The sequence below is a fragment of the Candidatus Hydrogenedentota bacterium genome (assembly GCA_035416745.1).
GTDB lineage: Bacteria > Hydrogenedentota > Hydrogenedentia > Hydrogenedentales > SLHB01 > UBA2224.
The window spans coordinates 58631-83480 of record DAOLNV010000008.1; the positions used below are offsets into that span (position 1 = coordinate 58631).

Consider the following 24850-nt stretch of genomic DNA (forward strand, 5'->3'; position numbering starts at 1 on the left):
GCGAGCACGACATTCCCGCCTTTGCTCTCGCGCCGCACCCGCACCGGTCAACGATCCCGGTCAACGGGCTCCTGTGGGGAACGCAGGAAACGGTGCTCGAACGCGCCGGAGAATTGCTCCGGGCCGGATACTCGACGCTGAAACTCAAGGTGGGCCGTGAAACCCCGCAAGAAGACGCGCAGACGGTCCGCGCGTTGGCTGCCCTGTGCGGCGGCAGGTGCGCGCTTCGCCTCGATGCCAACAGGGCCTGGGATCTGCCGGGCGCCATGGCGTTTGCGCAGGCCATCGAAGGGTGCGCCATCGAATATGTCGAGGAACCGCTTCAGGACCCCGCGGCCCTCGTCGAGTTCGCCGGAAGGACCGGACTGCCCGTCGCTCTCGACGAGACCATCGTCGAGCACGGCGAATGGGACCTCGAGAAATGGCGCGGCGCCGCGGCCGCGGTCTTGAAACCCACGCTGCTGGGCGGTTTCGAGATCGCGATGTATCTCGCGCGGAAAGCCACGAACCTGGGGATGACGCCCGTGGTAAGCTCGTCATTCGAGTCTTCGGTGGGATTGATTGCGCTGGGAAATCTCGCGGCATTCGTGAACGCCGGCGACGTCGCCGCCGGTCTCGACACGTGGAATTGGTTTTCGCGGGACGTCCTGGACGCCCCGTTACCGATCAAGGGAGGGCGGCTGCAACTCGAGCGCGCCAACGCCCTGGCCAGACGGGTCGACACGAGCGGCCTGCAGAGGCTCGGGCCATGAGGCGGGCGTGTTGCCCATTGCACGCTACGGCCTTGCGGTATCCGGACGCGCAGGCCGTTGTCGCCCCGTCAGGGGAGGCGCTGACATTCGCGGAATGCGACGCCCAGGCAGCGGCGGTTGCGTCGGCGCTTCGGTCGAAGGGTTTGAACGGCAGCGACCGAATCGCGCTTCTTGGTCCCTTCGCTGAGAATGCCGTGCCGGTCCTGTTTGGTGCATTTCGCGAAGGCATCGCCGTATACATCCCGAATGCGCGCTTGCCGGAAGGCGTCCTTCGAGAGAATATCGCCCGCATGGGATGCCGCTACGTGGCGGGCGGCGAGACCGCCGGCGAACTGCCGCCCCGGCTGGCCCCCGAGGAACTGGCCGCCCATGCATGCCAACAAGCCGCCGCCGAGGTGTGCCTGGACGCGCCAGCGACCATCATCGCCACATCGGGCAGCTCGGCCGAGCCCAAGATGGCCGTGCACTCGCTCGAGAATCACGTGGTGAACGCGGCAGCGTCAAACCAGAACATCGCCGTCGCACCGGGCGACCGGTGGCTGTTGTCGCTGCCTCTGTACCATGTCTCCGGCGTTGGCACAGTGTTTCGCTGCGTGCTGGGAGGCGCCGCGATAGCGGTGCCGGAACCGGGCGAGCCGTTAGAAGAATCCATCGCACGGCTGAAGGTAACGCACGTTTCGCTGGTGGCGGCTCAACTGCGGCGCCTCCTCGAGACCGGCCGCGGGCGGGCTGCGCTCGTCATGTTGAAAGCGGCCCTTCTTGGCGGCAGCGGAATACCCGGAGGACTCGTCGAGCGTGCGGTAGCGTGCGGCGTTCCGCTCCATACGACCTATGGACTCACGGAAACGGCCTCACAGGCGGCCACAACGCCGCCCGGCGCCGGCATGGCGGCGCTGAAGACGTCAGGCTTGCCGTTGAAGCCAAATACAGTTCGTATCGCGCAGGACGGTGAAATCCAGGTACGCGGCCGGACGTTATTCCTGGGGTATGTTAGAGAGGACGGCACGCTCAGCCGCCCTGTGACGCCCGACGGGTGGTTTCCGACGGGGGACCTTGGGCGCTTTGACGATGCCGGCAACCTGGTAGTGACCGGCCGCAAAGACAACATGTTCATCTCGGGCGGCGAAAACATCCAGCCCGAAGAGATAGAAGCGGTGTTGTGTGCCCTTGACGAAGTGGCGCGGGCGTTCGTGGTGCCTGTAGCCGATGCCGAATTCGGGTACCGCCCTCTGGCGTTCATCGAGCCCGCCAGCGGCTGCGATGTGGACCCGGAACTCCTCTCGAGATGTTTGGGAGCGACGCTGCCGCGGTACAAGCTGCCCGTGGCGTACCGCCTCTTGCCTGGCGAAGCATTGGAAGTGGGCATCAAACCCAGCCGCCGATTCTTGCAGGAACTGGCTCAGGACACCGTCCGAGCGACAAGCGATGCCCCCTCCCGCGGGTCCGATATTTGACTCGCGGCGGCGTTGTTTACTATACTCCGCCTTTGCCTTGAATGGTGCTGCGGCTTCTCGATTTTCAGGGGCGCGCACACCGCAACGGCGAGAGCGCCGGGGTAGCTCAGCTGGTCAGAGCGCTGGATTGTGGATCCAGAGGTCGACAGTTCGATCCTGTCCCCCGGTACCATGAAAATAAAGGACTTACGTGGGTTCGCGTAGGTCCTTTTTTGTTTGGGGGAAGTCCTCGGGAACTTTACGGTTCTGCAGTTTCAATGGCGGGGTGCAATGCGCCCAGGTCGGTCAGGTCTCTGGCGAAGCGCTGGGAAAAGATGATCGAGCCTTCGAAGTTCAAGTGATTGAGGTCGGCGAATAAATCGTCTCTGTCGAAATAGAGGCCGCGGTAGTTAAGGAGCATGGCGCCCGGCCAGTCGTCAACCAATTCCTGGGTGAACCGGTCGAATTCGTCGATGGGGACGATTTCGGAGGCAGCGTCGAAGTAGAGCTTGCTGACGGGAAACCGCACAAAGACAACGTTGATGTTCTCTTTCTGGCACAGGGTTTTGATGCGGTTGAAATAGCGGAGGGCTTTCTCGGAGCGCCATTCCCGTTGCTCGCCGTAGTGCGTAATCATGAGCTTCTTGATCTGCTCGGCATTGGGGGGGGTCTTGGCGAGGTTGCGGTCGAAGCGCGCGGCGCCCGCCCTTGTCTTTTCCCGGACGTTCGAGGGCAAGGCCGCGTAGATCTCCGGGGTGCAATCGGCGTACGGAAAGACGTAGTAGTGAACGAAATCTCTCAGGGCTTTGGTCGTGAAACCGGTTTGCCAGACGTAATCGGCGAAATTGACGTACCGGGAAGAGCTGACAATATTGAAATTCTCGCCCCATACGGGCGAAAAGGAGTGCATGTCGAGCGGGAGGATAATGGTCTTGAGTTTGCCGGGGTTCTTGCGCAGGTTATAGTCGAGTTTGTAGTACCGTTCGATGTAGCCTTCGCCGAGCTGGGAGAGGTTGGCGGCGTTGCCCAGCAACCTGGCTTGGACACTGAGCAGGGCGTGCGAGTCACCGAAGAGGGCGACGTCATAAGCGCCCTCGTGCGCCGTGAAACTCTCTTGCTCCTGCAAATAGGTGTCCCTTGGGGTAATAAAAGCATAGTAGGCCTGCCGGAGACCCGCGTGGATCGCCACGAGTACCGTCAGAAACGCGGCAGTCTTTATTATGGTGCGCATCTTGTTCATTAGAATTGGAAGTAAATGAATTCCTGTTCGGTAAACTTGCCAAAGGCTATGATTGCGAAGAACATGGCGTAATAAATACCCCACCGCAGCGGCAAGGGCTGGCGCAGCACCCATGCCTGGACGGCGAAACGGCGTTCTTGGAATAAGTGCACGGTCTCCATGACCAGGATCGCCAGCACGCCGGCTACTACTTCGACAGAGTTCAGGGGTTCGAAAATAGCAGGATCAAAAAGTCTGAAATCCTTGAACGTGTTCATGAAGAGCGTGCATGTGGCCGTGAGGTCACTTGCCCGGAACAGGTACCACGATATCCAGACGAGGTGGAACGTTATCAGGACTTTCAGCACGTGATGCAGCCGGGGGACCCGTGTCAGGCCCGCGAGTCTGTGGAGTCTTGTGCGCAACGGTTGGGTGATGATGCTGGTGACGCAGTAGACGCCGTGCAGTGTCCCCCAAATGACATAGGTCCAGCCGGCCCCGTGCCAGAGCCCGCTCAGGAAGAATGTCACGAGGAGATTGCGGTACCACTTGAGTTTGGACACGCGGCTTCCGCCCAAGGAGATGTACAGGTAGTCGCGGAGCCAGCTAGACAGCGAAATGTGCCACCGGTGCCAGAATTCGGAGATGGACGTGCTGAAGAAGGGCCGGTGGAAATTCTCCATGAGTTCGTAACCCATGACGCGGGCGGAGCCGATGGCGATATCCGAGTATCCTGAAAAGTCGCAAAAGACCTGGAACGTGAAAAAGTACGTCGCCACAATGATTGGCATTCCGTGGTATTTTCCGGGATTGTTGTAGACGTCGTTGACATACACCGACAACCGGTCGGCGATGACGAGTTTCTTGAAGAATCCCACCATCATGATGAGCAGGCCGCTTCGCATCCGTTCGTAATCAAAGTTGTGCTTGACGAAGAACTGGGGCAGGAGGCGGGTGGAACGCTCGATGGGGCCTGCCACCAACTGCGGGAAAAAGGTCACGTACAGGGCGAAATACCCGAAGTGCCGTTCCGGCTTTTGTTCGCCGCGGTAGACGTCGATGGTATAGCTCAGTGTCTGGAAGGTGTAGAAGGAGATGCCCACCGGCAACAGCACTTTGAGCGCCGGCAGGGGAATCCTGTAGAAGTCAAAGAGGAACTCGAAATTCGACGTGAAGAAGTTGAAATATTTGAAAGTGAAAAGCATGCCGAAATTGCCGATCAGGCTCATCAGCAGAAAGAGTGTTCGGCCGCGGGGGGTCTTGCTGCTGCCGATGCCGAGGGCGGCCGTGTAATCGAGCACCGTGGAAGCGAACAGGAGTATCAGGTAGTTGGCCTTCCAGCATCCGTAGAAGTAGTAGCTCGCAGCGAGCAGAAGTATCCACCTGAAGCGGAAGGGCAAGGCAAAATACCCCATCACGACAATGGGGAAGAATATAATGAAGTCGAGCGAATTAAAGAGCATCGGGGATCACGCCTGCACAAGTCCCTCATGACATGCCGCGAAACTATAGGCGAGCGGATACGTCCGTGTCAAAGAATTGGGGATAAGCCTGATCGCCGGATAAGAAAGCCCTCGCGGAAGGGACCGTATTGTCTCCATAAAGACAAGAATGACCTCACACGGAGACACAGGGAACACGAAGATGGAGTCCTCCGAAACCGAATGAGACAGGAAGCATCATTGTGGATTGGGCGGTGGCGCTTCATCGGGAGACGGGTCCCGGGCTGTTGGAAACAGTGTACGAAGCGGTGCTTGGACGCCCTTTGGAGGCCTGGGGTCTGCGCGCGGCACGGCTAATTCCCATCCCCATGGAGCTTCGCAGGCTCCATTTCCTCCGTGTCCTTTGCGTGAGTTTCCCCAATCGCCGTGTTAACCGGATTTGGGGGATAATGTTAAAAGGCTGAAAACCTCGACGGAACGGCTTCACCGCAAAGCCGCGCGGTCTTCCTCTTCTTCGATCAGCTTCAGCACCGATGCGCTGTCGCCCGCGTTCTTGAGAGCCTCCCGGAGTCCCGCGTTGCTCATGAGGTGGGCGATGCCTCCGAGCGTGCGCACGTGAGCCTGAAACTTGTTCTTGGGCAGCACGAGGAGAATGATGACGTGCGCGGGTTGTCCATCGAGACTCTCAAACGGGACGCCGCGGCGGGATACGCCAAGGGCCCCGATGATATCATCGACGCGGTCGGTGGCTCCGTGGGGCAGGGCGATGCCGTGCTCCATGCCGGTGCTCATGGATTTTTCACGTTCGGTCACGACCTCGAGGATGTGGTCCCGCAACGCGACAGGGATCTCGTGACTCTCGACGAGGAGATCAACCAGTTCGTCGATGGCTTCGTATTTGTTTTCTGCTTCGAGGCTTGTCTTTACGACTTCCGGATGAAGTATGTCGCCTAGCAACATGGGTCATGCATCTCCAACGGCTTTTCGTTTGGCCGCGGCCTTTTTCTGTTTGATTCGTTTCAACCGGAACACATCTTCCCGCTCTCGCTCCTCGAGGGTGTGGCCGATATGGCGCACATCCTCGCGCAGCTTGGGCAAGAGGTAGTCGTTCAGAGCATTGATGCGCCGGCTGACTTTCCGCACCTCGCGGCCTAACACCAGGATGTTCTGCTCGAAAGGCGCGCACTCGATGAGTTTTTCGAGCATGGACTCGGCCGTTTCCGCCGCGTCCAAGACCTGTGAGGACGTCGCCAGTATGCCGATGCCGCGTTCGCGAGGGCTGCGCACGATAGTCTCATGCTCGGTGGCGCTGAGCTGCAGGCCCCAGACCTTCTCGGACGTAACGGTCAGGGGGACCTGGCGGCGCCCGGCAACGGCGGCAGACCGGATTTCGGGCGTGCCGCTTGCGGCGCGGGCAACGGCCAGCGATACCGCGGCAGCGCGCCCCCGTCCATGCAATTCATTGCGCAGACGGCGCAATTCGCGCGCTCGTTCGAGCAACTCCTTGAGGAGCGCCTCGCGCTTCGCCTTCAGGAGCGTGACCCCGTCGGCCGCCAGCTTTATCTGTGCGCGCCGGGCCAGAAGGTTCATGCGTGTCGGGGCTGTCGGTTCCGCACTCATGGGTTACACGAAAGGCGAGGGAACGCCGTCCTCCATGATCTCCGAATAGTACCGGTCGATAAGATCCTTGTTGATGCGTGTCAACTCTTCCTTCGGCAGAATGCTCAGGAGTTGCCATCCCAAGTCGAGCGTCTCATCGATGGTCCGGCGCGTGTGGCCTTGCCCGGCCATATCCGTCTCGAACGCTTCGGCGAACCGCAAATATTTCCGGTCGAGCGCGGTGAGCGCATCCTCACCGACGATCGACATAAGTTTTCGAATATCCCGGCCGTGAGCATAACAAGCGTACAACTGGTTCGCAAGCTCGCGGTGGTCTTTGCGCGTGAGTCCTTCGCCGATACCGTTGTTCATGAGGCGGGAGAGGCTTGGCAGCACGTCTACGGGGGGGAACACGCCGCGGCGGTGCAACGCGCGGCTCATCACAATCTGCCCCTCGGTGATATACCCGGTCAGGTCGGGAATGGGGTGGGTGATGTCGTCGTCGGGCATGGACAGCATGGGAATCTGGGTAACCGAGCCCTTCTTGCCGCGTATGCGGCCGGCGCGCTCGTATATCGATGCGAGATCGGTGTACATATAGCCGGGGTAGCCGCGGCGGCCGGGGATTTCCTCGCGCGCGCTCGCGATTTGCCGGAGGGCCTCGCAGTAATTCGTCATGTCCGACAGCACGACGAGCACCTGGCAGTCGTGCTCGAAAGCCAGGTATTCGGCGAGCGTGAGTGCGCAGCGGGGGGTAAACAGACGCTCGATGGCCGGGTCGCTGGCCTTGTTAAGGAACGCTACGACGCGCGAACCTCGGCCGCCTTGTTCGAATGACCGCAGGAAGAACGCCGCTTCGCGTTCGGTGATGCCCATCGCGCCGAAAACCACTACGAACTCTTCGGCGCCGCTCCTCGTGGCGGCCTGGCGCACGATAAGGCTTGCCAACTCGTTCGCGGGAAGGCCGGCTCCGGAGAATATGGGCAGTTTCTGTCCTCGCACCAGGGTATTGAATCCATCTATGGCGGAGATGCCGGTCTCGATGAAGTCGCGGGGTTTGTCGCGGGATACGGGATTGATGGCGGCGCCCGAAATGTCCAGTTCGACATCGGCGATTATGGGGGACAGGCCGTCAATGGGGTCGCCGACACCGTTGAACCTGCGGCCGACGACATCTTTGGACGCGGCGATACGGGCGGCGTCCTGCCGCAGAGAGACCGCCGTGCGCTTCACATCTACGCCTTGCGTGCCTTGGAGCACCTGCACGACAGCGCGGTCTCTGCTGACCTCGAGCACCTGGCCTTGGCGGTGTTCGCCGTTTTCGAGCACGAGGTCGAGGATTGCGCCTGTCGGGAACCGTTCGCCGTTGCCCAAGAACACGAGAGGGCCCGTAACATAGGTGAGGTCCCAATACTCGCGATGAACCAGCGCCCCGGGCAAAGGGGCCGCTCCCGCGTTCTGTATGTCCATACGCGTTATCCTTTCGGGTTCAATCCCGCGAGGGCGTCCTTCATGGCCTTGATGACCTCGCGTTTGCGTTCGCTGAACTCCGCATTGGGCACGTCGCGCAGACGGGCGAGGTCCTCGCGAACGGGCAAATCAAGAATCCGGGACAGAGTGACGCCGCGTTCCAGCTGTTCGCGGCACGCGTGGTTGAACGCGAGCAGCGCCTCGAGGAGACCGGCGTTCTTCTCGAGAGTGCAATAGGCGTCGTTGTCCGAGAAGGCGTTTTGCTGAAGGAAGACTTCGCGGAGCATCTTGGCGGTTTCCAGGACGAGGCGCTCGCTGTCCTGGAGAGCGTCCGGGCCGACCAGCTGTACGACCTCCTGCAGTTCGGCGTCGCGTTGCATGAGCTGCATGGCGGCCTGGCGCTGTTCGTTCCATCCGGCCGGGGCGTTCTTCTCGAACCAGGGGTTGAGTTCGGGAAAATAGAGCGAATAGCTGCGGTTCCAGTTGATCGCCGGATAGTGGCGCCGGTAGGCCAGCGTCGAGTCCAGCGCCCAGAGTCCGCCCGTAACCCGCAACGACGTTTGCGTGACCGGCTCGGAGAAGTCGCCACCTGGAGGGGATACCGCGCCGACGAGCGTCAGGGAACCGGCCCGTTCCATGTCGCCGCCGCCGGCGCACACGACCCGCCCGCTTCGCTCGTAGAATTCAGCGACGCGCGCTGACAGGTAGGTGGGATAGCCCTCCTCTCCGGGCATTTCCTCGAGCCGGGACGAGATTTCGCGCAGGGCCTCGGCCCAGCGCGAGGTGCTGTCGGCCATGACCGCGACATCGTACCCCTGGTCCCGGTAGTACTCGGCGATTGTAATGCCGGTGTAGACCGAGGCGTCGCGGGCTGCCACGGGCATGTTCGAGGTATTGACGACGAGCACGGTGCGGCTCATGAGCGAATCGCCGGTGCGCGGGTCCCTGAGTTCTGGAAACTCGGACAACACGTCGGCCATTTCGTTTCCGCGCTCGCCGCATCCGACGTAAACCATAACATCGGCGTTGCAGAATTTGGCCAGGGTTTGTTCGACCACGGTCTTTCCCGTGCCGAAGCCGCCGGGCACAATCGCGGCTCCGCCCAAGGCAATCGGGAACAGACAGTCGAGAACCCGCTGTCCCGTAAGGAAGGGCCGGTCCGAAGGGAGCTTGCGCGACACCGGGCGCGCCTGTTTGACCGGCCACCGGTGCATCATGGTGAGCGCGGCGCCGTCATCGAGTTGCACCAGGGTATCGGTGACCGTGTAGTCGCCTTCGGGAACCACTGAGCTGACGGTTCCCCGGGTGCGCGGCGGCGCCAGGATGCGGTGCTCGATGCTTTTGGATTCCTGTGTTGTCCCGAGGACCATCCCGCCCAGCAGCACGTCCCCGGCCGCCACCCGCGGCGTGACATGCCATTTCTTGGTGCGGGCCAGGGCCTGGGCGGTCAATCCGCGCCCGATGAAATCGCCCGATACCTGACGCAGGGACTCGAGGGGGCGCTGAATGCCGTCGAACGTTCCGCCGAGGAGGCCGGGGCCCAGCTCGACCGATAATGCATCGCCCAAGGCTTCCATGGGTTCGCCGAGGTAGATGCCGGCGGTGTCCTCGAAAACCTGCGCATAGGCCGTCTCGCCGTCGATACGAATGACCTCGCCCATGAGCCCCGCCCTGCCGACACGCACGATTTCGCCCATGGTCACGCCGAGCATCCCGCTTGCGGCCGCCATGGGACCGGATATGAGCGTCAGGGTTCCGACTATTTCGCGTTGCGTCGCGGCCATGAAGAACTACTCCAACCGAATCTCATACCCCACGGCCGGCCGTATGACGGACGCGAGGTATTCATCCACTTCCGAATCCTCCTGGTCGAAGGCGGGACAATACACCACGAGCGGACGGCCCCGGTGCGCCATCAGCCGCTCCTGGAAGCGCAGGGAAAACAAGTGACGGAACTTCTCCTGCACTATCACGAACTGCGGCCCGCTTTGAAGACAACTTTCCAGCGCTTCCTCGGCTTCGTCGGCGGTGTGGACCTCCTCGACGTGCATGCCCGTCAACGCCAGCATGATGGCGACATGTCCCCCGGCTATGCCGACGACCTCACGCATACAACATTTCCTCGCGGATCCGGCCCCGCGGGAGGCGGCCCTCGCCGCGCGCTATCAGGCGGAGGTTGATGACTTCGTTGTACTTCAGCCAGGCGTAATACATCAGCGGGGCAAGGGTCATGACGTGTGTTCGCGCCATGCGCCGCAGTTCCTTTGCGAGAAGCTGCTCGAACATTCGCTCGATGGGGGCGAAACGGCCGGTTTGCACGAACATGTACAGGCCCTCGACGAGTTCGCGATAGGCCGTCGATTCGAGAAAGACCATGGCGTCCTCGATGTTCTCGGCCGCCATCATCTTCGCGATGAGACGCTTGGGCATAGTGCCTTCAGGCAGCAGCCAGTCCTGGTGTGCGTCCCGGTGTGCCTTGTCGTGGAGCAGAATGCGCAGATTGACGCCGTCGATGCTCATGCTGAGCACTTTGCGCACAAGCCGGGCGCTGGGCTGGGGGTCCGTGGCAAGGCGCTGCGCGTGTTCGACTAGATAGGACCGGTCGAGGGCGTCTTCGAGCACACGCAGCGTTGCCAGGGTTTGACCGGCGCCGTGGACTTTCCACAGACAAGCACAGAGATCGCGGTTCCATGCTATCAACCCCTGGATGAGGGCTTCGAGGCTATCGCGTTGGGTCAGGTGTTTGATGAGAGGCAGGCCCAGTGTTGGTCCGGGCGCCGGAAAACCCGCCGCCTTGATGCCTTGATTCTCTGCAAACCGCTGGCGCAGGAGCTGTTTTACAGTCATGAGGTCCCAGCGTGCCAGAAACAAGGCCGTATATGGCCGGTATTGTTCCCCTGAGAGTGTCAGCAATTGTCGGAAGCACAACAGCAGGTGCCGCAAGACCGCTTCTTCGATTGCATCGGCGGCGGTGTGCGTGGCGAGAGCGCGAGCCATTTCTTCTTTATAGTCGGAGGTCAAAAGTACTTCGGTGAGCGCGTCGATGTCTTTCTGATCCAACAGGTCCTCCAAATCATCGCGTGACAACAAAAGGCTTTTCATGCCGCGGACGCGCGTCACGACGTATACGATGTGCTCGCGCACATGTTCACGGTACGGACTCATGGCGCGTCTCCGAAGAGCCGGCGTAAGGCCGCTTTCCGGGCAGACGCACGGCATTTCTCGAACCGTCTCGAGAGGGTGTTTGTCAGGCGCACTGTTCGCTTGGCGTCGGTGACGGCGACGCCGTCCCAAAGGCGGTCCTCGGCCTCGACTGGGATATGGCCTTTCCCATGCGCATCGAGCCACTCCCGGCACGCGGCGGCGTGTTCCGGCGGGGCCAGAACGACTGGGTCCGGGGGGGCTTCCTCGATGGTTTCCGCCAGGAGCAGGCACAAGATCCCTCGAAACTCGGGGCTTTGAGCGACACGCCGCAATTCCTCGTGCACGGCATCCAGGATCCGGTCGGCCACGCGCTCGCGCATGGTCATGTTGGCCCTTTCAGCTTCGGCTTGGGCCCGCTGCCGGGCATCCTCGCGCTGCGCCTGGGCGCGCTGGCGCTCTTGCTCGACGGTTCTCGAGCGGTTTTCCGCGGCTGTTTGACGCGCTTCCGCCACGATCCTCGCGGCCTCTTGATGGGCATTCTCGAGGATTTTCTCGCAGCGTGCCTGCGCCTCGCGCTTCATGGCGTCAAAGAAGCTCGGGACCGGCTCGATATATTTGCCCGTGCTACTCACTACCCGATCAATTGCCACAGGAGGATGGCGATCGCGAAACCGAATACCACCAGCGTCTCGGGGATGGCGATCAACACAAGTATGGGCACGAACAGGTCGGGTTTTTCGACCAAGGCGCCCGTGCCGCCCGACCCTACTGCCGCCTGGACGCGCGCCGTGGCCAGCGCCGCGAGGCCGACCGCTAACGCCGCGCCCAGCGCAAGGCCCACTGTGCGAATAGCCGCCGGCATAGTGATTTCCACCTCCGCCCCTTGTTCGGTCTCTTCGGCGGCAAGGGCCAGGGGCGCCGACACAGCAAGGATGATCGTGATTACTCCCGCGGCCTCGATAGCCTTCCATAGCCGTCCTGTTACCATAGTGTCTCCTTCCTAAACGGTTCGTAACTCCTGCCCTCGGGCGCGTAAAACTTGGGCAGGAACTCCACGTAGTTCAGGCGCAACGAATGCAGCGTTGGACTGAACAGGCTGAACGCGATATTGAACAGGTGAATGAGAAGGAATAGCGGAATCGCCACCCACAAGGCTTCGGCGTCGCGCGACACGCTGTTGGCGGCGTTGGCGATGGCTACGGACGCGATGCCGAGTGCCATGAGACGGCTGTACGAGATTACGTTGCTGGCGAGCGACACGATCTCGAGCATATGGACGGGTGCCAGCGCGCCCGCCACTCTGAAGAAGAGAAACACGGCCAGGCCCAGCAGTATGCCCGCGACCCCGAGAGTGGCTCCTGCGCTGATGGGGAACTTGCCCGACATGCCGGCTACGGCCACGCCCACGGCAAATAGTCCCAGAAGCATGCCAAGCTTCTCGAAGGCCTGTTTTCGGTCGCCGACGTACCAATGGCTGTAAATGGCCAGGACGAGGCTGAGAACCACGTGGACCACTCCAAAGGTCACCGCCACTACGAGCAACCGAAGCGTATCGTGATGGCGCGGGAACCATACCGGCTGCAACCAGGTGAACAACCGCACGCCGAAGTCGCCGCAATACTCGCCGAAAAGCACCCCAAAGACCATCGTTGAAATGGCCGCGTACATGTAGACCGTGGTGATCTTGCGGATGACCTCATTGCGGCCGAACAATCGCCGCAGGACCAGCGCGAGCAGCAGAATCAGCGCGCCATACACGACATCGCCCACGATGTATCCATAGAAGAGCACGAAAAACACGCCCACCAGCGCGCTCGGGTCCAGTGTTCCATACGACGGCGGCTTCATAAGGCTCATTAGAACTTCGAAGGGTTGGAGAAGGGGATGATTTCTTAGCAGAACCGGGATGTGTTTGCGTTCGACGCGTTCGACTGGAAGCCGGCCGGTGAAGACCTCGCCAGGAAAACGCTTCATCAAGGCATTTTCGAGGCTGGCGGCCTCGTCGGCCGGCACCCAGCCATGGATCACGGCGACGAATTCGCTCTGGGCAAAATCGCTGACGACACGCAATTGCTGCATCTTGTTCGTCACGAGCAGGCGAAGCGCAATCAATTCCGGTCCGATTTCCAGCGAAAACGCATTTACCGTCTTTTGGATTTCCTTCAACTGCGCCGTCTGTTCCGCGATGGAGGCATCGGTTCTCTTGAGCGCCTCTTGAAGCGTCTTGCCTCGGAAGTGTTTGTCCGGCATTTCGATTGTTTCGATGCCTTCATCACGGAGAATGCGTTCCACGATTTCGTTCCGCTCTTCAGGATACGTGACCAGCCCGAGAACCACGCTCCGGTCCACCGGCTTGTCCATGAACTGGCTTTGGAGGCCCAGCTCCCGCAGGAAACGGCGGCGGAGCCGCCGCCGCATGAGGCTGGTATCGCCTTTGAGTATGAAGGCGCGGCCGTTTCTGCCAAGGGTCACTTCGTTGCCGCCGAGCATGGTAGCGATTAGCTGCAGTGAATCACGGAGGTTCTTATAGACGGCGGCATCGTCCTCGATGTTGGCGCGGCGCCGGGTCAGTAACCGCAATTCCCGGCTCCATGTGCGCGCGAGCTGGGCCCACGTGGCCAGATCCGCCTGGCTCAAGTGCCGTGTTGCGTTTTCGACCTCCGCGTCGCTGATGCGGCGGGCCAGAAGCGGTAAGACCTCTTTGAGTAGCCGGTGGAGTTCTTCGAGGCGCGCCAATTCGGCCTTCTGAGCGTCGTCCAAGTGAACGCGGTGCAAGAACCCCGGCGCATTCTCGGCGGCCAGCGGCACCTCTTCGAGATGAACCAGGCCCTTTTCCTGCAGGAAGGCCACCATTTCCGCCAAGCGGTACCGCATGAACACGAACTCAAGGCGCGCCATCTTGGCTATCATGGCGTGTCTTTCCCCGCGGCTGGAATAACGAGAAGGAGGACGTCGTCAACGACTTGCTGTACGCACGCCTGCGCTTTCATCTGGGCCTGATGCAACCGGGCTTCAGCCTCGTCATGAATGCGGCTGCACTCTTCGGCGCTCTCTCGTTTGCTGGCGCGGTGCGCCTCTTCTATCTCGCGGACAATCGCCGCGTCATTTTCTTCGATGATGATTCGCGCCTGAGCTCTGGCCGCATCGGCGATACGCCGGGCTTCCTCGCGAGTACGGTCGATCTCGGCGAGAAGCGCGCGCTCCTCGCGCGCCACCAACTCGAGTGACGGGGCGTCGGTCTTGAGCGATGCACTCACAATGCTTCCTTTGCGGCGCCACATACTTTGACTACCGGCTGCTCAGAAGAACGCGGGCAGACATTCCGCGGCCCCCGCGGTCCCGCCCGAAGGGCCGCAGGCCTTTGCAGACTTTGCTCTCAGCCAATCGGCGCGCCTCTGCATAGGCTAACAACCGAAAACCGCGCAACATTGCCGGCACGTGTCGTTTGGAATGCATCTTGCCATCACGTTCACTGGTCTTCCAACACGGGCGTTATGGCCGTTTCCAATGTTGGTATCGTCACGGGCTCTCCTTCGAGGAGCTGCTGTTGGGACGTCAGGTAAGCCGTGTCTTCCAGCATTGGCAGCTCGGCGCCTAAGATGCGGTTCAAGACCATCCGCAGGGTATTGACGAGACTCAATGCCGTTTCGGTTGCGGCCGGCTCGCCGGTCTTTGTCTCGGGATAGCGCACGCCGAGCAGAACTCCAAACCGATCGGCCAACACGGCTGGGTCCCTGGCGTCTTCCGCGCGAAGCAGGCCGGGCCCGTGGGAAGAAACGATAAGAATGACCGATGGGCGCTTTGCGCGGCCGGTTATCTGGGCGACGGCGCTTGTTAACATCTTGCTGGTATAGTGCACTTGGTCGAGGTAGAGCTCTTCGATGGGCTTGCCGGCTCGCGAATCGGCCACCCCGCCTTTGCGCTCGAAGATGAACGGGACATTCGGAACGGTCAAATGGGCGAAGACGAGCCTCGGCGATGCGTGGTCTTGGGCGGCAATCTCGCCGATATTATCGAATGCATACTGGATGCGCGCCCGCCGAAAACTAAGAGGCCAACTCCGTGGATCCACATCTTTGGCGAAGCAAGTCATTTCGATCGCACGTCTGCTTGCCGCGTTTTGAAGCAAGACCACCTCGAATTCCGACAAGGTGTGAGGAGGCGACAGGCATCGATCAACCTGGGGACCCGGCTCGAGAACCTGCACCCCGGGGGAATACGCCACGATTTCGTATCCATGCTCGCGCAGTATTTGAAAGAAACGGTTCCGCTTGCAAAGACTGATGAGTGGCGTCACGTTCTGTTCATCGGCCGCGCCCGGCGGCAAGAGCCGGTCAAGGTAGTCCATATTGAGAAACGATGCCGCCGACTGCAAATCCCACGCGTAATTTGAAAACGCGTTGCTTGAGAAGGTCATTCCCAACTGCTGCAGCGATTCCAAGGCCGGAAGGTCGTTGTAGCTGTATAGTTTGAGCAAGACATCGCACCGGGCGTATCCGTCGAGGACGAACAGGTAGATGTCCGGAAGGTCTTTCGCGGCTGACGCATGCTGAACCGGGACTTCAAGGGGCGGTGGCGAGGCGACTTCTTTTCGTTCCGCATTAAACAGGATCAGCGCGAGATACAGGACGATAAGAATCACGCCGAACCAGTTGCCGGTGCGGGTCCACGGCTTGAAGTCCCGTTTCCACCGGACAAGATATGCGATTATCGCCCCAACCAATAAGAGGTACACGAGGATGAATGTCGATGCGACCGTTCCAAAAACCCGGTCGAGGAACAGCACCACCGCGAGGGCGGAGGCCAGGGCGATTACAAGGAACATACCGGCATTCATTAACGCCCGCCGCCGGTTCTCGCGATAGAGTGCGAAAATCAACACGGCGAGTATAAGCGCGACGACCGGCACGGCCCCGTAGACGATCAAGGGGCCCAGCGCCTGCAGATAAGGAAGGGCGGTACTGATGCTGGTTTCCAAGAGGCCCCAGCCCCAAATCAAAGCAAGCAAGAGCGCCGAAGTTACGATTCCTGCTTTGTGTTTATCACGAAGGCACAAGCGAAGGACCAGCAGGACAATTTCAGCGACGACGACCGCGGCCACCAACGGCCGAATCAGGATGGTCCACGGGACGTTGTCCACGTTATACGCGTACAAACCCAGAATAGGGCACATGGCGAGCAACAGGGGATGAAACACAGGGGTATCTTCCAGTGCCGCTGTGGGTTTTCGTTCCATCATGACACTCCCTTGCTCCATTTTGCCAGCCTACACCCTAATAATCCTTTGTGCGTAAGGCATTGTCAAGCTTGATTCTAAACAATAATCGTCCAAAGGCATCTTGACAAAATGGAAATTCCTTGGGACACTGCAGGAATGGTGTGGGAATACTTTATATAGCGTAGTTGTTTCCGAATCTGCACCACATATAGGCAACCCGATGCAAGAAAGAGCCCGAGTATTCGCGGGGGGGGTGCGTCGTGACGCCGACGTGAGGATGCACGGGGAACGCAGGGGATTTCCGCAGTCGAAGCAATGCTGGATACGTAGGGGGGCGAGATGTCTCCACAAATTGTCGCGGAAAACCGTGATATTTGGTGCCGCTCTGGGCCGAGAATCCTGCGCGCATGGTTTCGAAGAGATGCATTCTGCATGCGAAGCGGCACTGTGGACAATGCCCGGGACCGGTCCTATAATGCGGATTGGCCTGCGGGGGCGCGCCAAACCGAGTTTCTTGGGGGGGCTGATGTCATAAGTTTTTTATTGGCAATGGTTTAGGCCTGTGGGCGTGGCGGCCGGGAAAGGCGTGAGTCTTATGGAAGTCGTAGAACCCAAGGTTTTCTTGGTCGGGGAAACCTGTTTAGTTGAAGAGGGACTGCAAGCATACCTGGAGCATGTTGGTGCGCCATCCTGGTTAACCGAGGCGCCCAGTGACGCGGAGAAGCTTTGCGAAGTCTACGGCCGTTTGTGCTATCGGTCATTCGAGCCAGGCCTGAATCCGAACGTCACGAGGGTTCGGAAGGGCAACGACAAATACCTCGGGCATATTCTCGAGGTGGGCCATGGCAGCGTGCTCGAGCACGCGGTGGTGAATTTTATTTTCGCGGACGTGAGCCGGGTATTCACGCATGAGCTGGTGCGCCATCGCGCTGGCACGGCCATTTCGCAGGAATCGCTGCGCTATGTCCGGCTTGGCGCCTTGTCGGCCTATGTTCCGACACATATTCGCGAACACGAACAGGGCATGGAGATTTTCTGCAAGACCCTCGAACAACTCGAGCAGGTGCAGCGAGAGCTGGCAGAAACCTTTGCGATTGATGAAGAGACGGCGTTTACGATAAAGAAGCAGTTGACCTCGGCCTTCCGGCGCGTTGCGCCGCTGGGTCTTGCGACGACGGTGGGTTGGTCGTGCAATTTCCGAAGCCTGCGGCACGTCATTGAGGTGCGCACGGCCCCGGACGCGGAAGAAGAGCTTCGTCTGGTTTTCGGCAAAGTGTATGAAACGGTGAAGAGCCGTTATCCGAATCTGTTCAGCGATTATACAGTGGAAATGGTGGAGGGCCTTCCCTGGATCAAGACGGTCCATCGGAAGGTATAGCTCAGGAGGGGAATCAGGTCACATGTTATTCGATGTCAAAGAAAGGTTCGAACTGGATCCGGCGTTTGTGGGGCAGTTTGCGGGACGCCAGCCCGATTGGGGCCCCCTGGGATACGTGACCTATAAGCGGACGTACGCCCGCCCCGTGCCGCACGAGCCGGACCGCACCGAGGAGTATTGGGAGACGTGCAGGCGGGTCGTGGAAGGCTGTTACACCATCCAGCTCACCCATTGCCGCAACTTGAAGCTGCCCTGGGACAAACAAAAGGCCCAGCGCTCTGCTCAGGAAATGTTTCGTCTCATGTGGGACTTCAAGTTTGTGCCTCCTGGACGGGGGCTTTGGATGATGGGGACCGACTATATTTACCAACGCGGTTCGGCGGCGCTGAATAACTGTGCGTTCGTCTCGACGGAAGAGATTGATTTTGAGTTCTCGGAACCGTTTTGTTTCCTAATGGACATGTCGATGCTGGGCACGGGCGTTGCCTTCGACACTAAGGGCGCCGGCAAACTGATCATCCAGGAACCGGTCATTGACAAAGACAGCACCCACGTGGTCGAGGATTCTAAGGAGGGCTGGGTGGAGTTGGTCCGCGTGGTTCTGAATTCCTACGCGGGGAAGTGCTCCCGGCCCGGCCGCATCGACTACTCCAAGATTCGTCCGCAAGGGTCGCCGATTCGCACGTTTGGAGGCATAGCGCCGGGGCCGGGACCGCTTATCCAGGGCATAACGAACGTCGACCGAGTCCTCACGGCGCGCATTGGGCAGCGGATCACCTCGTCTGATATCACTGATCTCATGAACGTGATTGGCAAGTGCGTGGTTTCAGGAGGGGTGCGCCGGACAGCCGAGTTGGCCTTGGGAGATCCGTGTGACGACGAATATCTGAAACTGAAAGACCCGGAATTGTTCGCGGACCAGCTCAAGGAATGGCGTTGGGCTTCAAACAACAGCGTGGCTGCCGTGCTGGGGATGGACTACAACGGCGTCGGGACGCAGACCGCCAAGAACGGGGAACCCGGCTATTTCTGGCTTGAGAACGCGCGCGCGTATGGCCGGCTCAAGGATGGCGAGAACTGGATCGACGCCAAAGTCGCCGGCACCAATCCGTGCGCCGAGCAGAGTCTGGAATCGTACGAAATCTGCAACCTGGTGGAGACGTTTCCCTCGCGGCATGAGACGCTCGAGGAATTCAAGCGCACGTTGAAATTCGCCTATCTCTATGCCAAGACGGTGACGCTGGTGCCCACGCACAACGAACGCACCAACGCGATTATGTTGCGCAACCGGCGCATCGGGCTTTCCCAGTCCGGGATAGTCGAATCGTTCGAAAGGCACGGGCGGCGCACCCATTTCAACTGGTGCGACGAGGGATACAAGTACGTGTGCAATCTCGACCGCATTTATGCGCAATGGCTGTGCGTGCCCGAGAGTGTCAAGAAGACGAGCATCAAACCGAGCGGCACCGTTTCGCTGCTCCCGGGGGTCACGCCCGGCATTCACTACGCCCATGCCAAGTACTACCTGCGCGCCATGCGTATCGACAAGACCAGCAGGCTGGTCGAACCCCTGCGCAAGTCCGGCTACCATATCGAGGAATCGGTTTACGGCGATAACACATGGGTGGTGTATTTCCCCGTTAAGACGGAGAATTTCGAGCGTTCGAAGAACGATGTTTCCGTCTGGGAGCAGGTCGAAAACGTCGCGCAGATGCAGTATTACTGGGCGGACAACCAGGTGAGCGCCACGATTACGTTCAAAACGGAGGAGGCGCGCGACATTCCCCGGATCCTCGAGTTGTACGAAACGCGGCTGAAGTCAATCAGTTTTCTGCCGATGGTGGACCATCAATATGCGCAGGCGCCATACCAGGAAATCTCGAAGGAGATGTACGAGCATGCGATGTCGCGATTGGCGCCGCTCGACTTCTCTCAGATGTACACCGATGAGGCCCAGGACCTCTATTGCGACGGCGACAAGTGCGAACTCATCGTTCCCGAGAAGGTGCCGCAGACCGCCGAACTCGAGTTTGAAGACAGCGAAGCCTCCGCGGGCTCGGAAAGCCAGGAAGCCGCCGTTCCGAAATAGCAGTAATCCCGGCGCGGTGTGTGTTGGCAGCGCCCCGTGTGCGCCACGGCGTCCGCCCGGCGCCCAACCCGCGCTTTGAAGTCCGCGGTGCGGGGAGTCGGCTTGGCGTGGCCGCGTACCGTTGCTCCGCCCCCCGGTTCGAGACGCCCGGCTACTGCCAGCCTTCCGCATAGCCGGTTTCGTACATGGCGGCGATGTTCTCGGGAGGCGAGACGGCCTGGATATTGTGGCATGGGCAGAGAATATAGCCGCCGCCGGCACCCAGCGTGCGGTAGTTCTCGCGGACCTCATTGCGCACTTGGTCTATGGTGCCGAATGGGAGAATCCGCTGATTGTCGACGCCGCCGTGGAAGACGAGTTCAGCGCCGAAATCCCGTTTGAGCCCTTCGCGTTCCATCCCCGGGCAGACCCACTGGACCGGGTTGAGCACGTGGGCGCCGATCGCGATGAAATCAGGAATGACGCCGCGCACCGCGCCGTCGCTGTGGGTGAATACGAAAGAGCCATGCTGCCTGGTGAGAGCCATCACGCGTTTCATGCGGGGAAACAGGAATTCCTGGATCAGCTCGCGCGCCATGAGCAGGCCGGTTTGTCCGCCGAGGTCTTCGGCGACGTAGGTAATCATGACTTTCCCCGGGATGGTCTCGAAGATGCGCAGGGTGTCCTGGTAGGCGAGTTCGAACAATTTGTCGAGGCAGTAATGCACGATATCGGGGTGCATAAGCAGGTCCATGAACGCCTGTTCCTCGCCGCGGAGCTGTTTGTAGAGCAGAAAGGGTTCCGAGCCGCCGCCGCGGATAGGGCGGTGGCCGTTTGCCCGCACAAGCTCGGACAGGTGCGAGTAGTCCCACCAATCCGGGTTTGGCCACGAGTAATGGGCCTCGATTTCGTCGACGGATGAGTATCGGGCGAGCGGGGCGTTGACGACTTCGTCGTACGCACCTGTCCCGTAGTCCGCACGGCGCCGGACAAGACCCCAGATATCCTGGTCCCCGGGCGGGGTGGGTCCGACATAGCGGCCCGACACCGTGAGCGGCGTGTCGATGTGCAGCCGCTCGAGAACCGTTTCAAATCCGCAGCCCAAATGCGCGCAGAGTCTGTCGCGCGCTTCGGGGGTGATCCAGATGTCCATGGGCACGCGGTCGGGCTTTTGGCGGGTGAGCACGGCCAGCCAACGCTCGCGAGGCGTCATGCTTTCTTTCGGCACGGGTAGTTCCTCACTTCAAGGCAAGCGCCCGCAGGGGAGATTACGGTTTAAGGAAAACGTGCTCGGGACTCTTGATTTCGACGCCGTCTTCTGTTTTCTCGTTCTTGAACTGCTCGAAGTGCGCGCGCGAATGGCTCTTCACGGCTTCCGGAACGATATCGAGAGCGCCCCACTGCCACAAGTCGGTAATCACGTATGACCCAAGACAGTTCATGAGCGAGACTTCGATGGTGTACACACCTTTGCCGTCGCCAATGTAGATGTTGCCGATCACCGCCGCAGATGGCTGCTGCATGCGGACGGGGTCGAATACTCGTGCCGACACGCCGCCAAATGCGAGCATCCGGGCGTTATTCCAGTCCAGCCCCGCGCGCTCCAGATCTTCGCGCACGCGGCTGAGCTGGGCAATGCGGTTCTCGAGCGCACCGGGGGCGGATTGCGGGAGGGCCACCGCCTCCGGCAGGAACGCCCGCGCACGTTCGGCGGCCACCAACTGGGCGCCCAACGCCCCCTCGGGACAGAGTTCCGCCGCGGCCTGCATCTGGTTCCCCGCGAGGCGCGACGCGAAATTCGCGGCGGTTTCGGCAATGGGCGCATGGCTGTTGCCGCTGAACAGGGTCAGCAGCGCGGAAGCGCTGGCGGCAAGCGCCGCGCTCACAAGCAGCAACGCGAATACCCACGGCAGCCTGACGGCAGGACGTTTCCGCCGTTTTCGTTGGAGGTCTCTCAGTAACGCGGCTTCAAAATCGAGTCGTTTTGCCAAAACACTACACCCTTTGGACGTCTTGTCTGCGTAATCCCCCTTCGGATGCCGTCAGGGTTTGTCACGGTCACTGTCCGAAGTACCGAATCGAGTATAGGGTAGCGTTATTGAGCGTAATTCTCAACCGGCAGTTGGTCATCGGCACGTCGGCGGCCTCGAAGTTCTCCCACGACAGCACGATGCTTTCCTCGAACACGTTTTCGTAGGTCGTGGGATAGAAGCCGGATGCGGCGCTGCCGTCCTCGTTAAGAAGTTCGACTTCGATCGAACCGTTGCGCGCGTCGGCGTCCATGACAAGATCACCCTCCGTCAACTCGATGACGGGCGTGACGAGCGAGCCCTCTTCTTTCGCGGTAACGCCGCTCAATCTCATGTGAAGGTACTTATAGAGGACCATGCCGCCGCCTTCGTGTGCGGGAAAACACAGGTTCCGGTTGTGATCCTCGAATGGTTCTGCCATGGTCCAGAAGCCGAGATTGGTCTGGCGGAACGGCCTCCGCCATTGCCGTCCGTCGTTGCTCACGATCAGCTCGGTTTCGGTCAGGGCGCTGTGTTTATCGGGTTTTGCGGGGTCGGCATAGTATTTCATCAACAGTGCCGCGTAGCGGCCGCAATAATGGAACGGCCGCATGTAATAGAACTCGGCGCGGGCCGTGTCGTTTTCATCCGGCGCGAGAATGACTTCCTGGTCAGTCCAGTGGAGCAGGTCTTTCGAGGTTCGCAACGCCTGCACCCGGCGGCGTCCGGGCAAGTTGTCCGCGAAGGGCTTGTCGGGCCAGTCCTGCAGCAGGGTCTGATACATCAGGAATTCGTCTCCGGCTTTGATGATGGTGAATGCGTCGTTGTACTCCGTGAACAGCGTGCCCGGCGGCTCCTTGGTCCAGTTGATGCCGTCGGGTGATACGGCGTGCATGGCGCCCGCGTTGCCTTCGGCGGGCTGATCCCAGTACACCATGTGATACGCCCCCTCGTGAGGAAGAATCTGAAACACGTTGAATCCGCCCCACGTCGGGGGATAGGGTGAGCGGCGCATGACGATGTTGTTGGGGCCGCCCCAAGGCGGGGCATCTTCATGCACGCTGGGAATGGTCCACTGCCCGCCGGCGACCATGCCGAGGCAGAGGGTGCGCTGGTCCGCGTACTCGGGCTGTTCTTTTTCGACGCGCTGGTACCAGATGTATACCGCATTGTTCACGGTGTGCGAGGCGGCCGGGGCGTACCAGAGAGAGGGACGGTCCGGGTCCGCGGCGATAAGCTCCACTTTGGACTCGGGCATCCTGAGCGATATCTCAAGGCCCTGTGCCTGGTCGATGTCAGTAGGTTCGAAAAAGACGATCGGTGGTGTGACACCCGTCAAAAGCACGGCGTGTGCCGCAATGAACAAAGCAACCATCGATTACCTCCAGGGATTGCCCGCGCCGGACCGCGAATACTGCAAAGCTCCGCGGCTCAAGCACACCAGCGGCATGTCCACAGACACATCGTAGGATATGACGCCGCGCATTACAATGCCTGGGGTTTCGCGCCTCATACATCGAGTTTTGCGCCGCGCCCGGTAACGGTTGTACGGATGTTTCCGTAATCCAGCTCGCGCGGGTCGCAGCCGGCTTCGGCGGCCATTGCGGCTGCGACCCCAGCCGCCTGGCCCATCATCGCGCAGGTGGTCATCACACGCGCCGACGACAGCGCGAGCTGGTCGGCTGAGAAGCACCGGCCGGCGGCCAGGATGTTCTTGGCGCCGCGGGTCAGCAGCGAGCGGAAGGGAATCTGATACGGCGGCACCCGGCGCTGGTCTTCAGGGATGATATACGTGCGCTTCTCATCGTCGGGCTTGTGACCGTCGAGGTAGAACACCCCGCGCGCAATGGCGTCGTCGAAGGTTCGCCCGGCGCGGAGGTCTTCGAGCTTGAGCACATAGTCGCCAACAATCCGGCAGCCTTCGCGGATGCCGATGCGCGGGGAGCAGTGATCCAGCAACCAGGGCTTCTTCTCGATGCGCTGGAAGTAGTCCAGGACCTCCATCATGCGGCGGCGCGCGCGAATCTCGGCCGCCGTAAGCGATTCGGTGTCGCTGGCGTCAAACATGGGGACCTTGAGCTTGAGCGCGTTCGCGCGGGGGCCGTTGGGCCATATGCTCGTCATTGGAAGGTCTTCTTTCGTGCGGACGGGGTCGAACCACCCGTCGGGCAGTTGGGGCTGCGCGTCTTCTTCGGCGACGTGCCGCACGAAGTACATCAACGACATTGGCAGCTGGTAGCCGTCTTCCGGGCGTCCCTTCATGACCTCGAAGCCCGCCATGCGCACGAGCATGGCTTCGCCCGAACAATCGATGAACTGTCTTGCCCGCAGCGCCTCGGGTCCTGACGGCCCGCATACGATGCATTCCGACACGCGCCCGCCCTGTTCGAGCGCGTCGACGAAGCCAGTATGCAAAAGCAGCTTCACGTTGCGGCTCAGGAGAATCTCCTGCAGAACAATGGCCAGGATTTCATGGTTGAAGACGCGCGCTCCGCGCTGTTCATAGGGTTCGTAGGGGGCGATGGCCTTCCATGTTTCGAGACCGGCAATGATGGTGTCGAAGGCTTCGCCCTGGCCGGCGGTTTCCCCGCAAAACGCGCCTACGCCGCCTACCGTCGCGTTGCCGCCGCATACCGCAAAGCGCTCGACAAGAATCACGCGCGCTCCGGACTTGGCCGCCGCGAGCGCCGCGCATACGCCGGCAATGCCCCCGCCGACCACGGCCACGTCGGCCTCGTAGCGCACGGGCACCTTGCGGCTCCAACGCACTTCGGGAGCGGGTGTGCCGGGTGTCGGCGGCTTTTCGTGAGCCGCCACAGCCGGGGCCGCAATGGCCGCGGCGCACATGCCTGTCGTTTTGAAAAAGTCCCGGCGCGATCTCTTCATGAACGTCTCCCCATCGCCTCGAACGGGCGTGTATAGCAAGACTCGCCCAGTATAACAAGTGCTCTGGCCGGAACGACAACGGAGGCGTTCTCAGCAGTCACCGGTGCTTCTCAATGTGCTCAGATGATGGGGCCAGGAAGGGCGGGAAGAACGAGAAAGGCGAGAATAGTGAGAAGGGTGTGAAGGATGGGAAGAGAGGGGTTGCGCAGATGTGTGGTTGAGGGGTAAGCTC

General features: G+C 60.6%; 22 protein-coding genes and 1 tRNA gene. 6 read left to right on the forward strand and 17 right to left on the reverse strand.

Translation table 11 applies throughout. The features are described from left to right. From menC to PLJ71_04850, 3 genes are all read left to right on the forward strand, one after another. The coding region (menC, locus tag PLJ71_04840; protein ID HQM47991.1) for an o-succinylbenzoate synthase at nt 1-752 on the forward strand (752 nt) is incomplete at its 5' end. After that, nucleotides 749-2206, forward strand: a complete 1458-nt coding sequence (menE, locus tag PLJ71_04845) for an o-succinylbenzoate--CoA ligase (protein ID HQM47992.1) — start codon at nt 749-751, stop codon at nt 2204-2206. The genes menC and menE, both read left to right, overlap by 4 nt. 95 nt (nt 2207-2301) lie before the next feature. After that, nucleotides 2302-2378 (forward strand) — tRNA-His (locus PLJ71_04850). Between the two features lie 66 nt (nt 2379-2444). Here the strand turns inward: PLJ71_04850 and PLJ71_04855 are convergent. Together PLJ71_04855 and PLJ71_04860 are read right to left on the reverse strand one after the other, a co-directional pair. Beyond that, the gene (locus tag PLJ71_04855) at nt 2445-3416 is read right to left on the reverse strand and encodes a hypothetical protein (GenBank protein HQM47993.1); all 972 of its coding nucleotides are present in this window, start codon (nt 3414-3416) and stop codon (nt 2445-2447) included. A gap of 8 nt (nt 3417-3424) precedes the next feature. After that, nucleotides 3425-4867 carry an MBOAT family O-acyltransferase gene (locus tag PLJ71_04860; protein HQM47994.1) on the reverse strand — a complete coding sequence of 481 codons (1443 nt, stop codon included), beginning with the start codon at nt 4865-4867 and terminating at the stop codon, nt 3425-3427. 218 nt (nt 4868-5085) lie between these two features. On the opposite strand from PLJ71_04860, the gene PLJ71_04865 reads away from it, so the two are divergent. Then, on the forward strand, nt 5086-5310 hold the full coding sequence (locus tag PLJ71_04865) for a GxxExxY protein (GenBank protein HQM47995.1): 225 nt from the start codon (nt 5086-5088) through the stop codon (nt 5308-5310). Nucleotides 5311-5329: 19 nt separating this feature from the next. Here the strand turns inward: PLJ71_04865 and PLJ71_04870 are convergent, their stop codons facing one another. From PLJ71_04870 to PLJ71_04920, 11 genes are all read right to left on the reverse strand, one after another. Beyond that, nucleotides 5330-5806: a PTS sugar transporter subunit IIA gene (locus PLJ71_04870; protein HQM47996.1), complete on the reverse strand. Its 477-nt coding sequence runs from the start codon at nt 5804-5806 to the stop codon at nt 5330-5332. Between the two features lie 3 nt (nt 5807-5809). Next, nucleotides 5810-6466, reverse strand: coding sequence for a V-type ATP synthase subunit D (locus PLJ71_04875; GenBank protein ID HQM47997.1), 657 nt, complete (start codon nt 6464-6466; stop codon nt 5810-5812). A gap of 3 nt (nt 6467-6469) precedes the next feature. Then, nucleotides 6470-7915, reverse strand: a complete 1446-nt coding sequence (locus PLJ71_04880) for a V-type ATP synthase subunit B (GenBank protein HQM47998.1) — start codon at nt 7913-7915, stop codon at nt 6470-6472. A 5-nt stretch (nt 7916-7920) separates the two neighbouring features. Beyond that, on the reverse strand, nt 7921-9699 hold the full coding sequence (locus PLJ71_04885; GenBank protein HQM47999.1) for a V-type ATP synthase subunit A: 1779 nt from the start codon (nt 9697-9699) through the stop codon (nt 7921-7923). A gap of 6 nt (nt 9700-9705) precedes the next feature. After that, nucleotides 9706-10026 carry a hypothetical protein gene (locus PLJ71_04890; GenBank protein HQM48000.1) on the reverse strand — a complete coding sequence of 107 codons (321 nt, stop codon included), beginning with the start codon at nt 10024-10026 and terminating at the stop codon, nt 9706-9708. Continuing rightward, complete coding sequence (locus PLJ71_04895; GenBank protein HQM48001.1) at nt 10019-11080, reverse strand: V-type ATPase subunit; 1062 nt, start codon at nt 11078-11080, stop codon at nt 10019-10021. Before PLJ71_04895 ends, PLJ71_04890 begins: the two co-directional genes overlap by 8 nt. Then, nucleotides 11077-11691 carry a V-type ATP synthase subunit E gene (locus PLJ71_04900; GenBank protein HQM48002.1) on the reverse strand — a complete coding sequence of 205 codons (615 nt, stop codon included), beginning with the start codon at nt 11689-11691 and terminating at the stop codon, nt 11077-11079. Before PLJ71_04900 ends, PLJ71_04895 begins: the two co-directional genes overlap by 4 nt. Continuing rightward, nucleotides 11691-12047, reverse strand: coding sequence for a F0F1 ATP synthase subunit C (locus PLJ71_04905; protein HQM48003.1), 357 nt, complete (start codon nt 12045-12047; stop codon nt 11691-11693). The genes PLJ71_04900 and PLJ71_04905 overlap by 1 nt, the downstream gene beginning before the upstream one ends. Beyond that, nucleotides 12041-13969, reverse strand: coding sequence for a hypothetical protein (locus tag PLJ71_04910; GenBank protein ID HQM48004.1), 1929 nt, complete (start codon nt 13967-13969; stop codon nt 12041-12043). Before PLJ71_04910 ends, PLJ71_04905 begins: the two co-directional genes overlap by 7 nt. Then, nucleotides 13966-14316, reverse strand: coding sequence for a V-type ATPase subunit subunit G family protein (locus tag PLJ71_04915; GenBank protein HQM48005.1), 351 nt, complete (start codon nt 14314-14316; stop codon nt 13966-13968). The genes PLJ71_04910 and PLJ71_04915 overlap by 4 nt, the downstream gene beginning before the upstream one ends. A gap of 212 nt (nt 14317-14528) precedes the next feature. Beyond that, complete coding sequence (locus tag PLJ71_04920) at nt 14529-16298, reverse strand: hypothetical protein (protein HQM48006.1); 1770 nt, start codon at nt 16296-16298, stop codon at nt 14529-14531. Between the two features lie 574 nt (nt 16299-16872). Between PLJ71_04920 and thyX the strand changes: the two genes are divergently transcribed. After that, on the forward strand, nt 16873-17655 hold the full coding sequence (gene thyX / locus PLJ71_04925) for an FAD-dependent thymidylate synthase (protein ID HQM48007.1): 783 nt from the start codon (nt 16873-16875) through the stop codon (nt 17653-17655). A 22-nt stretch (nt 17656-17677) separates the two neighbouring features. Continuing rightward, nucleotides 17678-19744: a fused protease/ribonucleoside-triphosphate reductase gene (locus tag PLJ71_04930; protein ID HQM48008.1), complete on the forward strand. Its 2067-nt coding sequence runs from the start codon at nt 17678-17680 to the stop codon at nt 19742-19744. Between the two features lie 151 nt (nt 19745-19895). Here PLJ71_04930 and PLJ71_04935 read toward each other — a convergent pair whose 3' ends face one another. The 4 genes from PLJ71_04935 to PLJ71_04950 form a co-directional block, all read right to left on the reverse strand. Further along, nucleotides 19896-20951: a uroporphyrinogen decarboxylase family protein gene (locus tag PLJ71_04935; GenBank protein HQM48009.1), complete on the reverse strand. Its 1056-nt coding sequence runs from the start codon at nt 20949-20951 to the stop codon at nt 19896-19898. 40 nt (nt 20952-20991) lie between these two features. Continuing rightward, on the reverse strand, nt 20992-21714 hold the full coding sequence (locus PLJ71_04940; protein ID HQM48010.1) for a hypothetical protein: 723 nt from the start codon (nt 21712-21714) through the stop codon (nt 20992-20994). Between the two features lie 67 nt (nt 21715-21781). Next, complete coding sequence (locus PLJ71_04945) at nt 21782-23107, reverse strand: hypothetical protein (protein HQM48011.1); 1326 nt, start codon at nt 23105-23107, stop codon at nt 21782-21784. A gap of 134 nt (nt 23108-23241) precedes the next feature. Continuing rightward, nucleotides 23242-24618 carry an FAD-dependent oxidoreductase gene (locus PLJ71_04950; protein ID HQM48012.1) on the reverse strand — a complete coding sequence of 459 codons (1377 nt, stop codon included), beginning with the start codon at nt 24616-24618 and terminating at the stop codon, nt 23242-23244. Nucleotides 24619-24850 lie beyond the last annotated feature (232 nt).